At 68.3% G+C, this 15121-nt stretch carries 13 protein-coding genes; 6 read left to right on the top strand and 7 right to left on the bottom strand.

Annotated features, from left to right (window positions below):
• Window positions 1–28: 28 nt before the first annotated feature.
• On the top strand, window positions 29–1984 hold the full coding sequence (gene dxs / locus AB4Y94_RS09790) for a 1-deoxy-D-xylulose-5-phosphate synthase (protein ID WP_441727629.1): 1956 nt from the start codon (window positions 29–31) through the stop codon (window positions 1982–1984).
• 52 nt (window positions 1985–2036) lie between these two features.
• Here the strand turns inward: dxs and AB4Y94_RS09785 are convergent, their stop codons facing one another.
• Window positions 2037–3395, bottom strand: a complete 1359-nt coding sequence (locus AB4Y94_RS09785) for an MFS transporter (RefSeq protein WP_441727628.1) — start codon at window positions 3393–3395, stop codon at window positions 2037–2039.
• 52 nt (window positions 3396–3447) lie between these two features.
• On the opposite strand from AB4Y94_RS09785, the gene AB4Y94_RS09780 reads away from it, so the two are divergent.
• The 3 genes from AB4Y94_RS09780 to AB4Y94_RS09770 are packed head-to-tail and all read left to right on the top strand — an operon-like array spanning window position 3448 to window position 5753.
• Entirely contained in the window at window positions 3448–4305 is an 858-nt protein-coding gene (locus AB4Y94_RS09780) for a LysR substrate-binding domain-containing protein (protein ID WP_441727627.1), read from the top strand.
• Between the two features lie 42 nt (window positions 4306–4347).
• A complete protein-coding gene (locus tag AB4Y94_RS09775) occupies window positions 4348–4767 on the top strand; it encodes a MerR family transcriptional regulator (protein WP_441727626.1) in 420 nt (139 codons plus the stop codon).
• Window positions 4764–5753, top strand: a complete 990-nt coding sequence (locus tag AB4Y94_RS09770; protein ID WP_441727625.1) for an aldo/keto reductase — start codon at window positions 4764–4766, stop codon at window positions 5751–5753. The genes AB4Y94_RS09775 and AB4Y94_RS09770 overlap by 4 nt, the downstream gene beginning before the upstream one ends.
• 125 nt (window positions 5754–5878) lie before the next feature.
• Here the strand turns inward: AB4Y94_RS09770 and AB4Y94_RS09765 are convergent, their stop codons facing one another.
• The 4 genes from AB4Y94_RS09765 to AB4Y94_RS09750 all read right to left on the bottom strand — a co-directional run bounded on the left by AB4Y94_RS09765 (window position 5879) and on the right by AB4Y94_RS09750 (window position 11143).
• Window positions 5879–8056 carry a 3-hydroxyacyl-CoA dehydrogenase NAD-binding domain-containing protein gene (locus AB4Y94_RS09765; RefSeq protein WP_441727624.1) on the bottom strand — a complete coding sequence of 726 codons (2178 nt, stop codon included), beginning with the start codon at window positions 8054–8056 and terminating at the stop codon, window positions 5879–5881.
• A gap of 3 nt (window positions 8057–8059) precedes the next feature.
• Entirely contained in the window at window positions 8060–9259 is a 1200-nt protein-coding gene (locus AB4Y94_RS09760; RefSeq protein WP_441727623.1) for a thiolase family protein, read from the bottom strand.
• Window positions 9260–9336: 77 nt separating this feature from the next.
• A complete protein-coding gene (locus AB4Y94_RS09755; protein ID WP_441727622.1) occupies window positions 9337–10554 on the bottom strand; it encodes an HRDC domain-containing protein in 1218 nt (405 codons plus the stop codon).
• Window positions 10547–11143 carry a DUF3000 domain-containing protein gene (locus AB4Y94_RS09750; protein WP_441727621.1) on the bottom strand — a complete coding sequence of 199 codons (597 nt, stop codon included), beginning with the start codon at window positions 11141–11143 and terminating at the stop codon, window positions 10547–10549. Before AB4Y94_RS09750 ends, AB4Y94_RS09755 begins: the two co-directional genes overlap by 8 nt.
• Window positions 11144–11207: 64 nt before the next feature.
• Here AB4Y94_RS09750 and AB4Y94_RS09745 point away from each other — a divergent pair, with 64 nt between their 5' ends.
• The gene (locus AB4Y94_RS09745; RefSeq protein WP_441727619.1) at window positions 11208–12401 is read left to right on the top strand and encodes an alpha/beta hydrolase family protein; all 1194 of its coding nucleotides are present in this window, start codon (window positions 11208–11210) and stop codon (window positions 12399–12401) included.
• Here the strand turns inward: AB4Y94_RS09745 and AB4Y94_RS09740 are convergent.
• Both AB4Y94_RS09740 and AB4Y94_RS09735 read right to left on the bottom strand, forming a co-directional pair.
• A complete protein-coding gene (locus AB4Y94_RS09740) occupies window positions 12391–12828 on the bottom strand; it encodes a SufE family protein (protein ID WP_441727617.1) in 438 nt (145 codons plus the stop codon). The genes AB4Y94_RS09745 and AB4Y94_RS09740 overlap by 11 nt on opposite strands.
• A 45-nt stretch (window positions 12829–12873) precedes the next feature.
• On the bottom strand, window positions 12874–13776 hold the full coding sequence (locus AB4Y94_RS09735; protein ID WP_441727615.1) for a sulfurtransferase: 903 nt from the start codon (window positions 13774–13776) through the stop codon (window positions 12874–12876).
• Window positions 13777–13927: 151 nt separating this feature from the next.
• Between AB4Y94_RS09735 and zapE the strand changes: the two genes are divergently transcribed.
• Window positions 13928–14980 (top strand): cell division protein ZapE, encoded by a 1053-nt coding sequence (gene zapE / locus AB4Y94_RS09730; RefSeq protein WP_441727613.1) that lies wholly within the window; start codon window positions 13928–13930, stop codon window positions 14978–14980.
• Window positions 14981–15121 lie beyond the last annotated feature (141 nt).

Genomic DNA, 15121 nt, shown 5'->3' with positions numbered 1-15121 from the left:
GCTGAGAGGCGAACGAAAGGTGACACGTATGACCCTTCTGGAGACGATCACCGGTCCCCGGGACCTCGATGCTCTCTCGAAGGATCAGCTGGTCCAACTCGCCGCGGAGATCCGCGAGTTCCTGGTCACGGAGATCGCCAAGACCGGGGGACATCTCGGACCCAACCTCGGCGTTGTCGAAATGACCATCGCCATCCATCGCGTGTTCGAATCGCCCAAAGACGCCATCGTCTTCGACACCGGCCACCAGTCCTATGTGCACAAGCTGCTCACCGGGCGGCAGGACTTCAGCCGGATCCGCCAGACCGGCGGCATCGCCGGCTATCCGCAGCGCTCAGAGTCCGTGCACGACATCGTCGAGAGCTCGCACGCTTCCAGCTCCCTGTCCTGGGCCGACGGGATCTCCCGCGCCTTCGAGATGACCGGGCAGAGCGACAGGCACGTGATCGCCGTCGTCGGTGACGGCGCCCTCACCGGGGGTATGACGTGGGAGGCCCTCAACAACATCAGCGACGACAACACCCGTCGGCTGATCATCGTTGTCAACGACAACGGCCGGTCCTACGCCCCGACTATCGGTGGGATGGCCCGGTTCCTCAACACCGTGCGCACCCGGAGCGCCTATCGTGACCTGTACTTCTCCAGCCGTAAGGCATTCGACCGGCTCGGTGCCCCCGGCCGCGCCGTCTATCGCGGAGTGCGGGGCGGCCTGCATGGGTTCCTCAGCCGGCTGACGAACAACGAAGCGCTGTACTCCAACCTCGACATCAAGTACATCGGCCCGGTGGACGGCCACGACCTCGACGCGATGCAGGAGGCCCTCGCCCAGGCGAAGGGCTACGGCGCCCCGGTGATCGTGCACACGATCACCGAGAAGGGCAAGGGGTACGAACCCGCCGTGCAAGACGCCGCAGACCAGTTCCACTCGGTCGGGCAGATCGACCCGGAGACCGGCGAGTCGACTGAATCCGCCAGCGGGCCGTCGTGGACCTCGGTGTTCGCCGACGAGCTGCTGCGCCTGGCGACCGCGAACGAGCGCCTGGTGGGCATCACCGCTGCGATGTTGCGCCCCACCGGGCTGCACAAGATGGCCGAACGTTTCCCCGCGCGGGTGCACGACGTGGGCATCGCGGAGCAGCACGCCGTGACATCCGCTGCCGGACTCGCCTTCGGCGGGCTGCACCCGGTGGTGGCCCTCTACGCGACCTTCATGAACCGCGCCTTCGACCAGGTTCTGATGGACGTCGCCCTGCACAAGGCCGGCGTCACGTTCGTGCTTGACCGTGCCGGGGTCACCGGGCCCGACGGTCCCAGCCACCACGGCATGTGGGACCTCGCCATCCTCCAGGTGGTGCCCGGCATCCGCCTGGCCGCGCCCCGCGACTCCGTCCGGTTGCGCGAAGAACTCGCAGAAGCGGTCACGGTTGACGATGCTCCGACCGTGCTGCGCTTCCCGAAGGGAACCGTCGGCGTGGAGTACGCCGCGGTACGACGCCTCGACGACGGCGTCGACGTGCTCAGGGACGACGCGCGCAAGGATGTGCTGATCGTCACCGTCGGGCCGATGGCGGGAATGGGTCTGGACGTCGCCGAGCGGCTCGCGGCGCAGGGGATCGGCGCGACTGTGGTGGACCCGCGCTGGGTGGTTCCGGTGCCGGAGAGCATCATCGACCTGGCCGCCGAGCACCGCATCGTGGTCAGCATCGAGGACGGCATCCGGGTCGGCGGAATTGGCACGCGCATCCGCCAGGACCTGCGTGAAGCCGGGGTCGACACGGCCGTCACCGAGCTCGGCCTGCCCGACCAGTTCCTGGAGCACGGATCGCGCGCCGAGATCCTGGAGCGAGTCGGCCTCACCCCCCAGCACATCGCCCGCGACGTGGTCGCAATGGTGCTGGGCAGCAAGATCCCGGTCGCCCGGCCGCTCGCGGCCGACGGCACCAACACCGGGTCGATCCCGTTGCGCCCCCGCGCCCAGGATTGATTTGGCCCGGGACTGGCCGAGACCGTCGCTGGTCGCGCCCGGGCTCGACTGGTCAGGAGACCCGAGACCGGCGCAGGCGGGCCCGGAGCGGGAGCACGAGGTGCAACTGGTGGCGTCTGGCCAGGACCACGGCGATCACCCCTGCCGCCGCGGCCGGCACCAGCCCGGACACCAGCATTCCCACGTGCGGTCCGAATGATTCAACCACCCACCCCATCAGCGGCCCCCCGATCGCCTGGCCGCCGAGCAACACCAGCACCCACACCGACATCACCCGTCCGCGCACCCGCACGTTCGAGGACATCTGCACCAGCGGGTTCCCGGCGGTGAAGAAGTACTGGTTGGCGACGCCGGTTGCCACCAGTGCGACCGCGAACGCGAGCTCGGTCGGCATCAGGCCGGAACCGGCCTGCACCAGCGCCCACACGCCACCGCAGGCGATCACCGTGCGCAGCCTGATGTTGGCCCGCCGAGTCGAGGCCAGCGCCCCGGCGAAGGCGCCGACGGCAACCATGGTGTTGAACAGCCCGTACCCGCCGGCGCCGACGCGGTAGACGTCGCTCGCGTACGCCGCCAGCAGCACCGGCATGTTCAGCGCGAAGACCGACAGGAAGCCCAGCATCACGATCGGCCACAGGATGGTGGGTTTCGCCACCACGTAGCGGATGCCTTCCCGCAGCTGCCCCTTCTCCCTCCGTGCCGGCGGGGTGCGGTGCAGGGCCCCGGACTTCAGCCGCGAGAGGGCGAGGACGGTCACCAAGCAGGCGAGCGTGTTGATTCCGAACGACCAGCCCGCCCCCACCGCGACGATCAACGCGCCGCTGATCGCCGGCCCGACGAGCCCGCCGAGCTGGAATACCGATGAGTTCACCGTGATCGCGTTCCGCAGGTAGCGCGGGCCGACGATCTCGTTGACGAAGACCTGCCGGGTCGGGTTGTCGATCACGGTGACCAGGCCGATGGCGAAGGCGATCACCCAGACCTGCCACACCTCGACCACGTCGGTGAGGGTGAGAATGGTGAGCGCAAGGCTGAGGACGGCTGCGACGGACTGCGTGAGCATCAGCAGCATCCGCTTGGAATACCGATCCACGATCACGCCGCCGTACAGCCCGAAGAGCAGCATCGGCGCGAACTGCATCGCCACGGTCACGCCCACCGCGGTGACGCTGCCGGTGAGTTCGAGCACCAGCCAGTCCTGCGCGATGCGCTGCATCCAGGTGGCGGTCATCGCGATCACGTTCGACGCGGTGAACAGACGGAAGTTGGGCACACTCAGGGAATCGAGCGTCTTGCTCCACGGCTGGGGTCCGGTGGCGACGGGGATGGGCTCGGTCAGGGGATGGGTGTCGGCAGTCACGGGTTTTCCTGGAAGGGGTTGGGTCTTCGACGCTACTCGCGGCGACGTCATTACTTCGCTAAATTGAACCAATTACTCCCATTACTGTTTCGAATGGAGCGGCATGTACGACCCGGTTTTGCTGAAGACCTTCCTCGCGGTGGCGAGCACCCGCAGCTTCACCGGCGCTGCCGCGCAACTGGGCATCAGCCAGCCCACCGTGAGCCAGCACGTGCGGAAGCTCGAGGATTCGGTCGGGCGGATCCTGGTGGCCCGCGACACCAGGGACGTGCGCCTGACCGACAACGGTGACGCCCTGGCCGGCTTCGCCCGCACCATCCTGGCCGCCCACACGGCGGCGGTCGACTATTTCAGCGGCTCGGCGACGCGCGGCCGGTTGCGGTTCGGGGCGGCCGACGACCTGGCACTGACCCAGTTGCCGCGAATCCTGCGGCACTTCCGCCAGCTCAACCCACGGGTGAACCTGGAGCTCACAGTCGACCAGAGTGCGCCGCTCTACCGGAGGTTGAAAGCGGGCCACCTCGACCTGATCTTCATCAAGCAATCGGTCGGCGAGGGCGGCGAGGGCACCCTGGTCGGCACCGATGACCTGGTCTGGGTCGGCCAGGAGAAGACCATGATCGAACCCGGAGAACCGGTTCCGCTGATCACCTACCGGTCGCCGAGCCTCAGCCGGCAGATGGCCATCGACGCGCTCGAAGGGTCAGGACGCACCTGGCGCATCACCTGCACCACCCGTGAGGTGAACGGGGTGCTGGCGGCGGTGCGGGCCGGTATCGGCATCGCAGTCTTTCCGCGGTCGCTCATCCCCGACGACCTGGTCACTGTGAGCAACCGCTTCGGGTTGCCCGAACTCGGCCTGGTGGACTTCACCCTCCTCGCCAACCCGTCCGCCGCGCGTGAGCCGATCGACGCCCTGACCAGTGCGATCCTGAACCGGACCCTGGTGCGGCGCCGATAACCCGGTTGACTTCGAGTGCGCTCTAAGTTCTAGGGTTGCCCTATGCCATCACAGAACGTTGTGCCATCACAGAACGTCGCAGTGGAACCGAGAGCGCGGCTCTCGATCGCCGCGGTCGCCACGCGCACCGGGCTGACGGCCCACACCCTCCGCTACTACGAAGCCACCGGGCTGATGCTCCACCAGGTGGAGCGGGCCCCATCACAGCACCGGCGCTACTCAGAGGCCGACATCACCTGGGTGGTCTTCCTCACCCGGCTCCGCTCCACCGGGATGCCGATCAGCCGGATCAAGGAATACGTCGAACTGGCGCGCCGGGGTGATGCGACCAGCGCCGACCGGCTCGAGCTGCTGCTGCGGCACCGGATCAGTGTCGTGGCCCAGCTCGAGGAGGTCCAGCGCAGCCTGGCCGCCATCGACTACAAAATCTCCGTCTACACAGAACAGGTTGGAAAGAAATGAAACACATCACACTCGGAACCACCGCTGGCGGCACCGGACTCGACGTCGGGCGGCTGGGGCTCGGCTGCATGGGCATGTCCGCCTTCTACTCCGGCGCCGGCACCGACGGCGCGGAGTCCATCCGCACCATCCACCGGGCGATCGACCTCGGCGTCACCCTGTTCGACACGGCGGAGATCTATGGGCCCTACCTGAACGAAGAGCTCCTCGGTCGGGCCGTCGCCTCCCGGCGGGACCAGGTGGTCATCGCCACCAAGTTCGGCACCATCCTGCACCGGGGCGACGGGGGTCGCGGCCTCGACGGCAGTGCGGAGAACGTTCGCCTCTCGGTCGACGGTTCGCTGAAGCGGCTCGGGACCGACCACATCGACCTCTACTACCAGCACCGGATGGACCCGGGCGTGCCGGTCGAGGACACCGTCGGCGCCCTGGCCGACCTGATCACCGCGGGCAAGATCGGCCACTACGGGCTCTCAGAGGCAGGGCCGGAGACCATCCGCCGTGCGCACGCCGTGCACCCGGTGACCGCGCTGCAGACGGAGTACTCGCTCTGGTCGCGGGACCCCGAGAGGTTCATCCTGCCCCTGGTCAGGGAACTGGGGATCGGCTTCGTTCCGTACTCACCGCTCGGGCGCGGGTTCCTGACCGGAAGCATCCGCTCGCTCGACCAACTCGACGACGACGACTTCCGGCGCAGCAACCCGCGGTTCGCCGGCGAGAACCTGGCCGCGAACATCCGCATCGTCGAGCAAGTGGATGCCGTCGCCTCCCAGACCGGTGCGACGCCGGCCCAGGTGGCCCTGGCCTGGCTGCTCGCGCAGGGTGACGACATCGCGCCGATCCCCGGAACCAAGCGGGTGACGCGGGTTGAGGAGAACGTGGCAGCGGATGCGATCGAGCTGACCGCGGACCAGCTCGCCACCCTCGGTGCGATCGAGGCGCCGGTCGGCGACCGTTACGCGGACATGACCCCGTTGAACCGCTGAGTGCAGTCGCTGGCCACTCAGCCAGGACGCGGGGCTCCTACTGCGCGGGTTGAACGCCACTGCGCGGGCTGAATTCAGCCCGCGCACCAGCGTTCAACCCGCGTACCTCGATAAGACAACTTCGATCAGTGCGAGTCGGCGGCCGCCGGCACGTCGGCCGGTGACCCGGCACCGACACCCTTGATCACCGGGTGGTGGAAGGTGTCGCCGAAGACACGCTCGCTCGCGCCGACCCGGTCGAGGTACGGTGTGGCTCCGCCCATCTGGAACGGCCAGCCGGCGCCGAGGATCATGCACAGGTCGATGTCCTCGGCCGCGTGCACGACGTCGTCGTCCAGCATCCGCCTGATCTCGTCGGCGAGCCCGTCTTCAACCCGCCGCAGAATCTGCTCCGCGGTCATCGGCGTGGTTCCCCCGGCGACGATCTTCTGTGCGCCCTTGTCGAAGCCCTTGATCCTGCCCTTGGAGTCGCGGTCGAGGATCTTCCCGTACTCGGCGAGCTTGTGCAGGTTCTGGCTTTCGAAGAAGCGGTCGGGGAAGGCGGCGTGATGGGTGTCGAGCACGTGGGCGCCGACCTTCAGGCCCACCAGTTCGAGCAGTTCGAACGGCGTCATCGGCAGGCCGAACCCGTCGAGGGCGTGGTCGACGACCTCGAACGGCGTTCCGGTGTCGACGGCGTGCATGGCCTCGCCGAGCAGCCTGGCCAGCACCCGGTTGACCACGAAGCCAGGGGTGTCGCGGGTGATGACGGCGTTCTTCTTCAGCTTGCCGGCGACGACCATCGCGGTGGAGAGGGTGGAGTCGTTGGTGAGGGGCGTGGTCACCACTTCGATCAGCGGCATCACGGCGACCGGGTTGAAGAAGTGGAAGCCGACCAGGCGCTCCGGGTGCTCAAGCCTGGCGCCGATCTTCTCCACCGACAGCGACGAGGTGTTGGTGGCGAGGATCGCGTCGGGGGCGATGTGCTTCTCGATCTCGGCGAAGACCTCCTGCTTGACGCCGAGTTCTTCGAACACCGCCTCGATCACCCAGTCGGCGTCGGCGAAGTCGGCCTTGTCCGTTGTGCCCGTGACCAGCGCGCGCAGCCGGTTGGCCTCATCGGAGGAGATGCGCTGCTTGGACTCGAGCGCGGCGATCTCATCGTGGATGTAGGCGACACCCTTGTCGACGCGGGCCTGGTCGAGGTCGGTGATGACGACCGGAACCCGTAGCCGGCGCACGAACAGCAGCGCGAACTGGCTGGCCATCAGGCCGGCGCCGATGACGCCGACCTTGGTGATCGGCTTCGCGAGCGCCTTGTCCGGGGCGCCGGCCGGCCGCTTGGCGCGCTTCTGCACCAGGTTGAACGCATAGACGCTGGCCTGCAACTGGTCGGTGGCGATCAGCGACGACAGGGCGTCGTCCTCGCGTTCGAACCCTTCCTCCTTGGTCCCGCTCTTCGCTGCCTTCAGCAGGTCGAGGGCGAGGTAGGGCGACTTCGCGACCGTGCCGATGCGGCCCTCGAGCATCTTGCGGGCGATGCCGACGGCGGCGTCCCATTTCACCAGGCGTTCCACCTTGCCGGGCGCGTGCGGGCGGGTCACCTTGACAGAGCCGTCGATGACGCCGTCGGCCCAGGCGATCGACTTCTCGAGGAACGTGGCCGATGGGAACATGACATCGGCGATGCCGAGCTCCAGGGCGTCCGTGGCCTTCAGGGTGCGGTTGTTCTTGAGCGGGTTCTCGACGATCACCCGGAGGGCGTTCTCGATGCCGATCAGGTTGGGCAGCAGGTAGGAGCCGCCCCAGCCGGGGATCAGGCCGAGGAACACCTCGGGCAGGGCGATCGCCGGCACCGATTCGTCGACGGTGCGGTAGTCGGCATTCAGTCCGATCTCGAGGCCGCCGCCGAGGGCGAGGCCGTTGATGAACACGAACGACGGCACACCGAGCGTCGCCTGCTTGGCGAAGGCGTAGTGGCCGAGCTGGGTGAGCTTCTTTCCCGCCTCCAGCGACGGGATGTCGGCGATCTTGGTGAGGTCGGCACCGGCGGCGAGGATGAACGGCTTGCCGGTGACGGCGACGCCGTGGATTTCGCCGCGTGCGGCGCGCTCTTTCAGCGTGTCCAGGGTGGCAGCGAATTCGAGCAGGGTGACCGGCCCGAGCGTGTTCGGCCGGGTGTGGTCACGTCCGTTGTCGAGGGTCACCAGGGCGAGCGTGCGACCGCCGGAGAGCGGCACATCACGCACGAAGGAGTGGGTGACGACCTCGTCACCCGAGTGGGCGACCAGCTCGGAGAAGTCGATGGTGGAGTAGTCAGTCATCGGTTATTTTGCCTTCCGGTTGAAGTGCGGGTTCTCCCAGATCACAGTGCCGCCTTGCCCGAGGCCGATGCACATGGCGGTCACGCCGTAGCGGACCTCCGGGTGCTCGGCGAACTGGGCCGCGAGCTGGTTCATCAGGCGCACCCCGGATGAGGCAAGCGGATGCCCGATCGCGATCGCCCCGCCCCACTGGTTGACCCGCGGGTCGTCGTCGTCGATGCCGAAATGGTCGAGGAAGGAGATCACCTGGACCGCGAACGCCTCGTTCAGTTCAAACAGGCCGATGTCATCGATCGCCAGGCCCGCCTTGCGGAGCGCCTTCTCGGTGGAGGGGACGGGACCGAGCCCCATCACCTCCGGTTCGACCCCGGCGAAGGCGAAGCTCACCATCTTCATCTTCACGGTGAGCCCGAGCTCCTTCGCGGCCGTGCCGCTGGCGAGCAGGCACACGGTGGCTCCGTCGTTGAGGCCCGACGCGTTCCCGGCTGTGATGCGGCCGTGGGGACGGAACGGGGTCTTCAGGGTGGCGAGCCCCTCCATGGTGGTCTCCGGTCGCATGGCCTCATCGCGCGTGGCGAGGCCCCAGCCGGATTCGCTGCGGGTGGCGACCGGGATCAGGTCGGGCTGGATCTTCCCGGCCTCGTAGGCTGCGGCGATCTTCTGCTGACTGCGGAGCGCGAAGCGGTCGGAGCGTTCCTTGGTGTACGCCGGGAACCGGTCGTGGATGCGTTCGGCGGTGGCGCCCATCACCAGCGCGTCCTCGCTGACCAGCCGCTCTGCGAGGAACCGCGGGTTCGGGTCGGCGCCGAAGCCCATCGGATGGCGTCCCATGTGTTCGACGCCGCCGGCGATCGCGAGGTCGTAGGCGCCGAAGCCGATTGCCGAGCCCATGGTGGTGACTGCCGTCATCGCGCCCGCGCACATGCGGTCGATGGCGAACCCGGGCACCGTCCGGGGGAGTCCGGCCAGCAGGGCGGCGGTCCGGCCCAGGGTCAGGCCCTGGTCGCCGGTCTGCGTGGTGGCGGCGATGGCGACGTCGTCGATGCGGTCACCGGGGACGCCGGGGTTGCGCTCCATCAACCCGATCATCGCCTTGACCACCAGGTCATCGGCGCGGGTGCCCCAGTACATTCCCTTTTCACCGGCACGCCCGAACGGGGTGCGAACCCCGTCCACAAAGACGACTTCTGTTCTATCGGCCACAATGCCTCCATCAATCGGATCAGATCGAGATCGATCCTATGGTGCCGGTATTTGAGGCCAGAATCCTTTGACTGTTCCTACGAAGCCGAATCGGGCGGACTGTCCAGCTTTTGGTGGGCATCGACAAAGGCATCGGCGATCAGCTGTGCAGTTGCGTCAATTTGCCAGGGCCGGGCGCCGAGCCCGGCGAGGGTTTGGGCGACGGATGCGGCGTCGACCGGGTCAGGCGGGGTCCAGGCGACCCGGCGGAGGTGCTCGGGGGTCAGCAGGTTCTCCACCGGCATCGACAGTTCGTCAGCCACGGAGACGATGACGGCCCTGGCCGCCTTGTAACGGGCATCCGCTTCGGGGTTGCGGTCTCCCCAGGCGCGCGGCGGCGGCAGGGTGTCGCCGTTGGGCCGGGAGGAGGGCAGGTCTTCGGTGGTGAGGCCGGCCTGCACGGCGCCCCACCAGCGATCGAGCTCGCTGCGACTGGCCCGGCCGCTGAACTCCCGGAGATCCGCCAGCGCCTGCCGGCTTGACGGCGCGACCCGGGCGGCGGCGGTGAGCGAGGCGTCAGGGACCAGCCGGCCGGGGGAGACGTCGAGCTGCTGGGCCAGGGCGTCCCTGGCCAGCCAGAGTTCCCGCGCCACGGCAAGGTTCCGCACGCCGCGGATCGAATGGATGCCGGACAATCGTCGCCAGGGTTCTGAGCGCACGGCCTTGGTCTCCCTGGCCAGTGTTGCGGCGAATTCTTCGGCGGCGATCTCGGTCTTGCCGGACTCAGCCAGCATGCCCACCATCACGTCGTGGAGGTCGGGCAGCAGTTCGACGTCGAGGGCGGCGTACACGAGCCAGGACTCTGGAAGCGGGCGGGTCGACCAGTTCGCGGCGGAATGCTCCTTCGCGAGGTGGATCCCGAGCAGTTCCTCGACCACCGTGCCGAGCCCGACCCGGGGGAGCCCCAGCAGCCGGGCGGCCAGTTCGGTGTCGAAGATGCGCGCCGGATCCAGCCCGACTTCGCGCAGGCACGCGAGGTCCTGGCTCGCGGCGTGCAGGATCCATTCCGCCGGCGCCAGCACGTCGTTGAGTTCGTCGAAGCGGCCGATTGCGGGAGGGTCGAACAGGAACGTGCCGGCACCGCGCCGGTAGACCTGGATCAGGTAGGCGCGTTGCGAGTAGGTGAACCCGGAAGCGCGCTCGGCGTCGATGCCCACCGGCCCGTTCCCGGCCGCGATCGCCGCCGTTGCCTCCAGGTAGGCTGCGCGGGTCGCGATCACCTCGTGGCTTGCCGCGCCCGCGGAAGACTCAGCCACGTTCGGCCCGGCGCACGGTCAGTGAGCTGACGCCCTCGCCCGCTGGCGGGAGGCCGGCCAGCATGCACAGCAGCTCACCCCAGCCTTCCACGTGCGCGGTGACGTTGTTCTCCAGCGGCGTCCAGGACGCCCGCAGCTCGATCTGGGCACCGTCGCCCTGCCGGGCGAGTTCGCCGAAGCCGGATGAGATGATCTTGGTCGCGGTGCCGGATGCGGCGGTGTACTTGGCGCCCCGGGCGTCGAGGGCGTCGACGAGCCACGCCCACGCCACCTCGGCCAGGAACGGGTCGAGCCCGATGTCGGTTTCCAGCGGTGCCTGCGCGAAGCAGACCACCCGGAACGCCCCGCCCCACGCCTCGGGCTCGTCGGGATCGTAGAGCAGGATGAAACGGCCGGTTCCGAAATCGGAGTCGCTGCCGTGCCGGGAGGGCGAGACATCCGCTGCCAGCGCGACGGCGTACGGGGCGAGGCGCCCGGGGGCCGGAATCTCCGTGACGACCAGCTCTTGTCGGGTCCTGGCGCGGCGGACGGCGTCGAGCGCTGCGGCGAACTCCGGGGGGAGACCCTGCTGTTCCTGTGAATCGGGCACGTCTGCAGACTAGAGTTTTTTGCGTGCGCTGTCGCTCCGGCACGCCGACGGATGAGAGGTGCTCATGACCCGGGACCAGGCGCGGCCGCCACGGGCCGTCGTTCCATTCATCGTCGCCGGAGGCATCCTGGGCGGCATCGCGCTCAGCGTCGCGGCCGGACTGAGCGTCGTGACCGGCGTCATGGCCCGGCGAATCGTGATGCCGCCGACCCGGCGTGAGGAGGAGGCCCGCATCCTCGGCGTGGATCTGGCGGCGGCGGCGATCACCCTGCGAGCGGATGCCGATTCGGTGCTTCCCGGGGAATACTCCCTGTGGTTCGACGGCGACACCGGGCACGCGCGCCTGGGCGAGATTGTCTCCCGCACCGAGACCACGGTCACCCGGGTCATCACCCGGGTCGACTTCGGGGACCTGCTCACTGCCTCCCGCGGCCGGCTCGGCGGGTGGGTGTACCTCGGGCCATGGGACCTGGGCTCCCCCTATCGTGACGTCGAGGTGCCCACCCCGCTCGGGCCGGCGCCGGCCTGGCTGGTGCCGGCGGAGGAGCCCACCGACCGCTGGGTGATCCAGGTGCACGGCAGGGCGGTCCGCCGGCAGGAGGGCCTGCGTGCCGTGCCGGTGTTCCGGGACGCGGGCTACACCAGCCTGCTGGTCTCCTACCGCAACGACGGTGACGCCCCGCACAGCCCCGACAACCGCTACGGCCTCGGAGACACCGAGTGGGAGGACGTGGATGCCGCCGTCGCCTACGCGGTGGAGCACGGGGCCACGAGCGTGGTGTTGATGGGCTGGTCGATGGGCGGCGCCATCAGCCTGCAGGCGGCCACCCGAACCACGCAACCCGGGGTCATCCGTGGCGTCGTGCTGGACTCGCCGGTGATCGACTGGGCCGACGTGGTCGCCTTCCAGGGTGCCCTGCTGAAACTGCCGACGCCGATCTCGTCCGGGGCCGTGCAGCTGCTCGGCCAGCCCTGGGGCCGGGCCGTGACCGGGCAGATCGCCCCGATCAATTTTGCCCGGCTCGACTTCGTGGCACGCGCCCGCGAACTGGACTTCCCGGTGCTGCTGATGCACAGCGACGACGACGGCTACGTGCCGGTCACCGGCTCGCGCGCCCTGGCCGGGAGCAGGCCGGACATCGTGACCTTCGTGCCGTTCACCGAAGCCCGCCACACCAAGCTGTGGAACTACGACCCCGACCGGTGGAACGGGGCGATCAGGACCTGGCTGGCGTCGTTGCCGCCGGTCACGCGGTGACGCGCTCCCGCAACTGGCGTTTGGTGCGCCCGAGGAGCGCGGTCATGCCGCGGATGCGCAGCGGGGAGACCGCCTCGGTGAGCCCGATCGACTGGGGGTAGTCGTCAGGCACGGCGAGAACCTCCTCGACGCTCAACCCGTCGAGGCCCTGCGCCAGGATCGACGCGAACCCGCGCGTGGTCGGCGACTCCCGCGGCGCCGTGGCGTACAGGTGCACACCGGAGTCGTCCACCTCCACGAAGATGTACACCGGCGACTGGCACTCGATGACACGCTCGAACAGGTCGGGGTGGTCCTGGTACCGCGGCGGAAGCTCCGGCAACTCGTTCGAGAACTCCAGCAGCAGCTGCAGCCGGTCGCGTTGCTCCAGGGCCAGGAAGTCCTCACGGATCTCAGCCAGCTGGGCAGGAAGTTCGGTCACAGTCATCTCCGTCATTCTTTCACGGCCAGTCCTTTCAGGGCCCGGCCAGGTTCAGCGTGCCTCTGGCGCGGCCCCGGGCTCGGTGCCGCGAGCGATCGGCACCCGCACCGCGTTGCCCCACTCGACCCACGACCCGTCATAGTTGCGCACATTCTCAAAGCCCAGCAGGTGGGTGAGCACGAACCAGGTGTGGCTGGACCGTTCGCCGATGCGGCAGTAGGCGATCACCGAGTCCCCGTCGGCCAGGCCGGCTTCGCCCCTGTAGATGGCGTCGAGCTCCTCGCGGTTCTTGAACGTGGCGTCACCGGCCGCCGCCCGAGCCCACGGCACACTGGCCGCTGACGGGATGTGCCCTCCGCGGAGGGCCCCCTCCTCAGGGTACGCGGGCATGCTGGTGCGTTCGCCGCTGTACTCCTCCGGCGAGCGCACGTCGATGAGTGGGCTCCCGAAGTGGGCCAGCACGTCGTCCTTGAACGCCCGGATAGGCGAATCGTTCCGCGGGACGACGGGGTAGTCGGTCGGGGAGACGACAGCGGCGTCCGTCGTCAGCTCGCGGTTCTCGGCGACCCACTTGTCGCGTCCGCCGTCGAGCAGGCGTACGTCGTCGTGCCCGAACAGGGTGAAGACCCAGAGGGCGTATGCAGCCCACCAGTTGTTCTTGTCGCCGTAGATGACCACCGTGCTGTCGCGAGCGATGCCCTTGGAGCCGAGCATGGCGGCGAACGCGTCGCTGCCGATGAAGTCGCGCTCGAGCGGGTCGTTGAGGTCGGTGTGCCAGTCGATCTTCACGGCGCCGGGGATGTGGCCGGTTTCGTAGACCAGGACGTCTTCATCTGATTCGACGACGACGAGGCCGGGAGTGTCCAGGTGCTGCTGCAACCATTCGGTCGACACCAGGCGTTCCGGGTGGGCGTACTCGGCGAACTTCGCTGCCGGATCTAGCTGGGCGGGCATGGAAAACCTCCTGGGGACGCCGCTGGCGGCGCAAAGTTAGGGTTCTGGCGCGGTTTAGGCTGGTCACCGCCCGCACTTCGAATCTACGCACTCCGGGCGGCGTCCGCATCTTCGGCGGACATTGGATGACACAGAAAGCCAGGTATCCCAGATGGCGCCAGACGCTTCGCGCCAGCCGCTCCGGCTGGCCGACCGTTCGCCCAGCATCACCGGCGCGGAGATCGTGGCCGAGCTGGTGCCACCGCCGCAGTTCGAGCACGCCTCGTTCGAGTCGTACCGGCCCGACCAGAACTTCCCCTCGCAGGCCGACGCGGTCGAACACCTGCACCAGTTCACCGGGGTCTGGCGCGCGCAGCGGCCGGGTGGTTTCTTCTCCCGCAATCGCAAGCCGAAGAGTGAGCTGCCCGGCATCTATCTCGACGGTGGATTCGGCGTCGGCAAGACGCATCTCCTGGCCGCCCTCTGGCACGCGGCTCCCGGCCCGAAGTACTTCGGCACGTTTATCGAGTACACCGCGCTGGTGGGCGCCCTCGGCTTCGCTGACACCGTCGCACAGCTGCGCGGAGCGAAGTTGATCTGCATCGACGAGTTCGAATTGGACGACCCGGGCGACACCATGATGATGACCCGGCTGCTGGGCGAGCTCGTGGCCACCGGAACCCGAGTCGCGGCCACGTCGAACACGCCGCCGAACTCGCTCGGTGAAGGCCGGTTCGCGGCCTCCGACTTCCTCCGTGAAATCCAGGCCATGTCGGCGAACTTCGAGACCGTGCGCATAGACGGGCTCGATTATCGTCGCCGCGACACCAGCGGAAGCGCCGTGAACGTCGAATCCGACGCGCTCCGGCACATGGCCGGCGTGATGCTCGAACGCGGCGAGGCCGTCTCGACCGACGATTTCGGCACCTTGATGCGCCACCTGGCCACGGTGCATCCGTCGAAGTACATCAAAATGATCCAGGGCATCGACGTGATCACCCTCGAGGGCGTCTTCCTGCTCACCAACCAAACGGATGCGCTGCGCCTGGTCGCGTTCATCGACCGGGTGTACGACGCCGAGATACCGATCATTGCCAGCGGGTTGCCGCTGAACGAGGTGTTCGACGCCGAGATGATGGGAGGCGGCTACCGCAAGAAGTACCAGCGCTCCCAGTCCCGCATGATCGCCCTCACCACCGGGGAGCTTCCCCCGCACGCCGAGTGAGGATGCCCGAAACATTGTCTTAACATTCGGCGCGGCCTCGTAACCGCGGCGAAACACGCCCGGACGCCGGCGGAAACCTGACCGGCTGAGACTGATGCCGTACTCGAGGTGACGACACCCGGCATCCGTCTCTTCGCTCCT

This window comes from Glaciibacter sp. 2TAF33 (assembly GCF_052114945.1).
Classification (GTDB): Bacteria; Actinomycetota; Actinomycetes; order Actinomycetales; family Microbacteriaceae; genus Cryobacterium.
The sequence above is the reverse complement of the archived record's forward strand: the minus strand, read 5'-3'. Positions and strand labels throughout refer to the sequence as shown.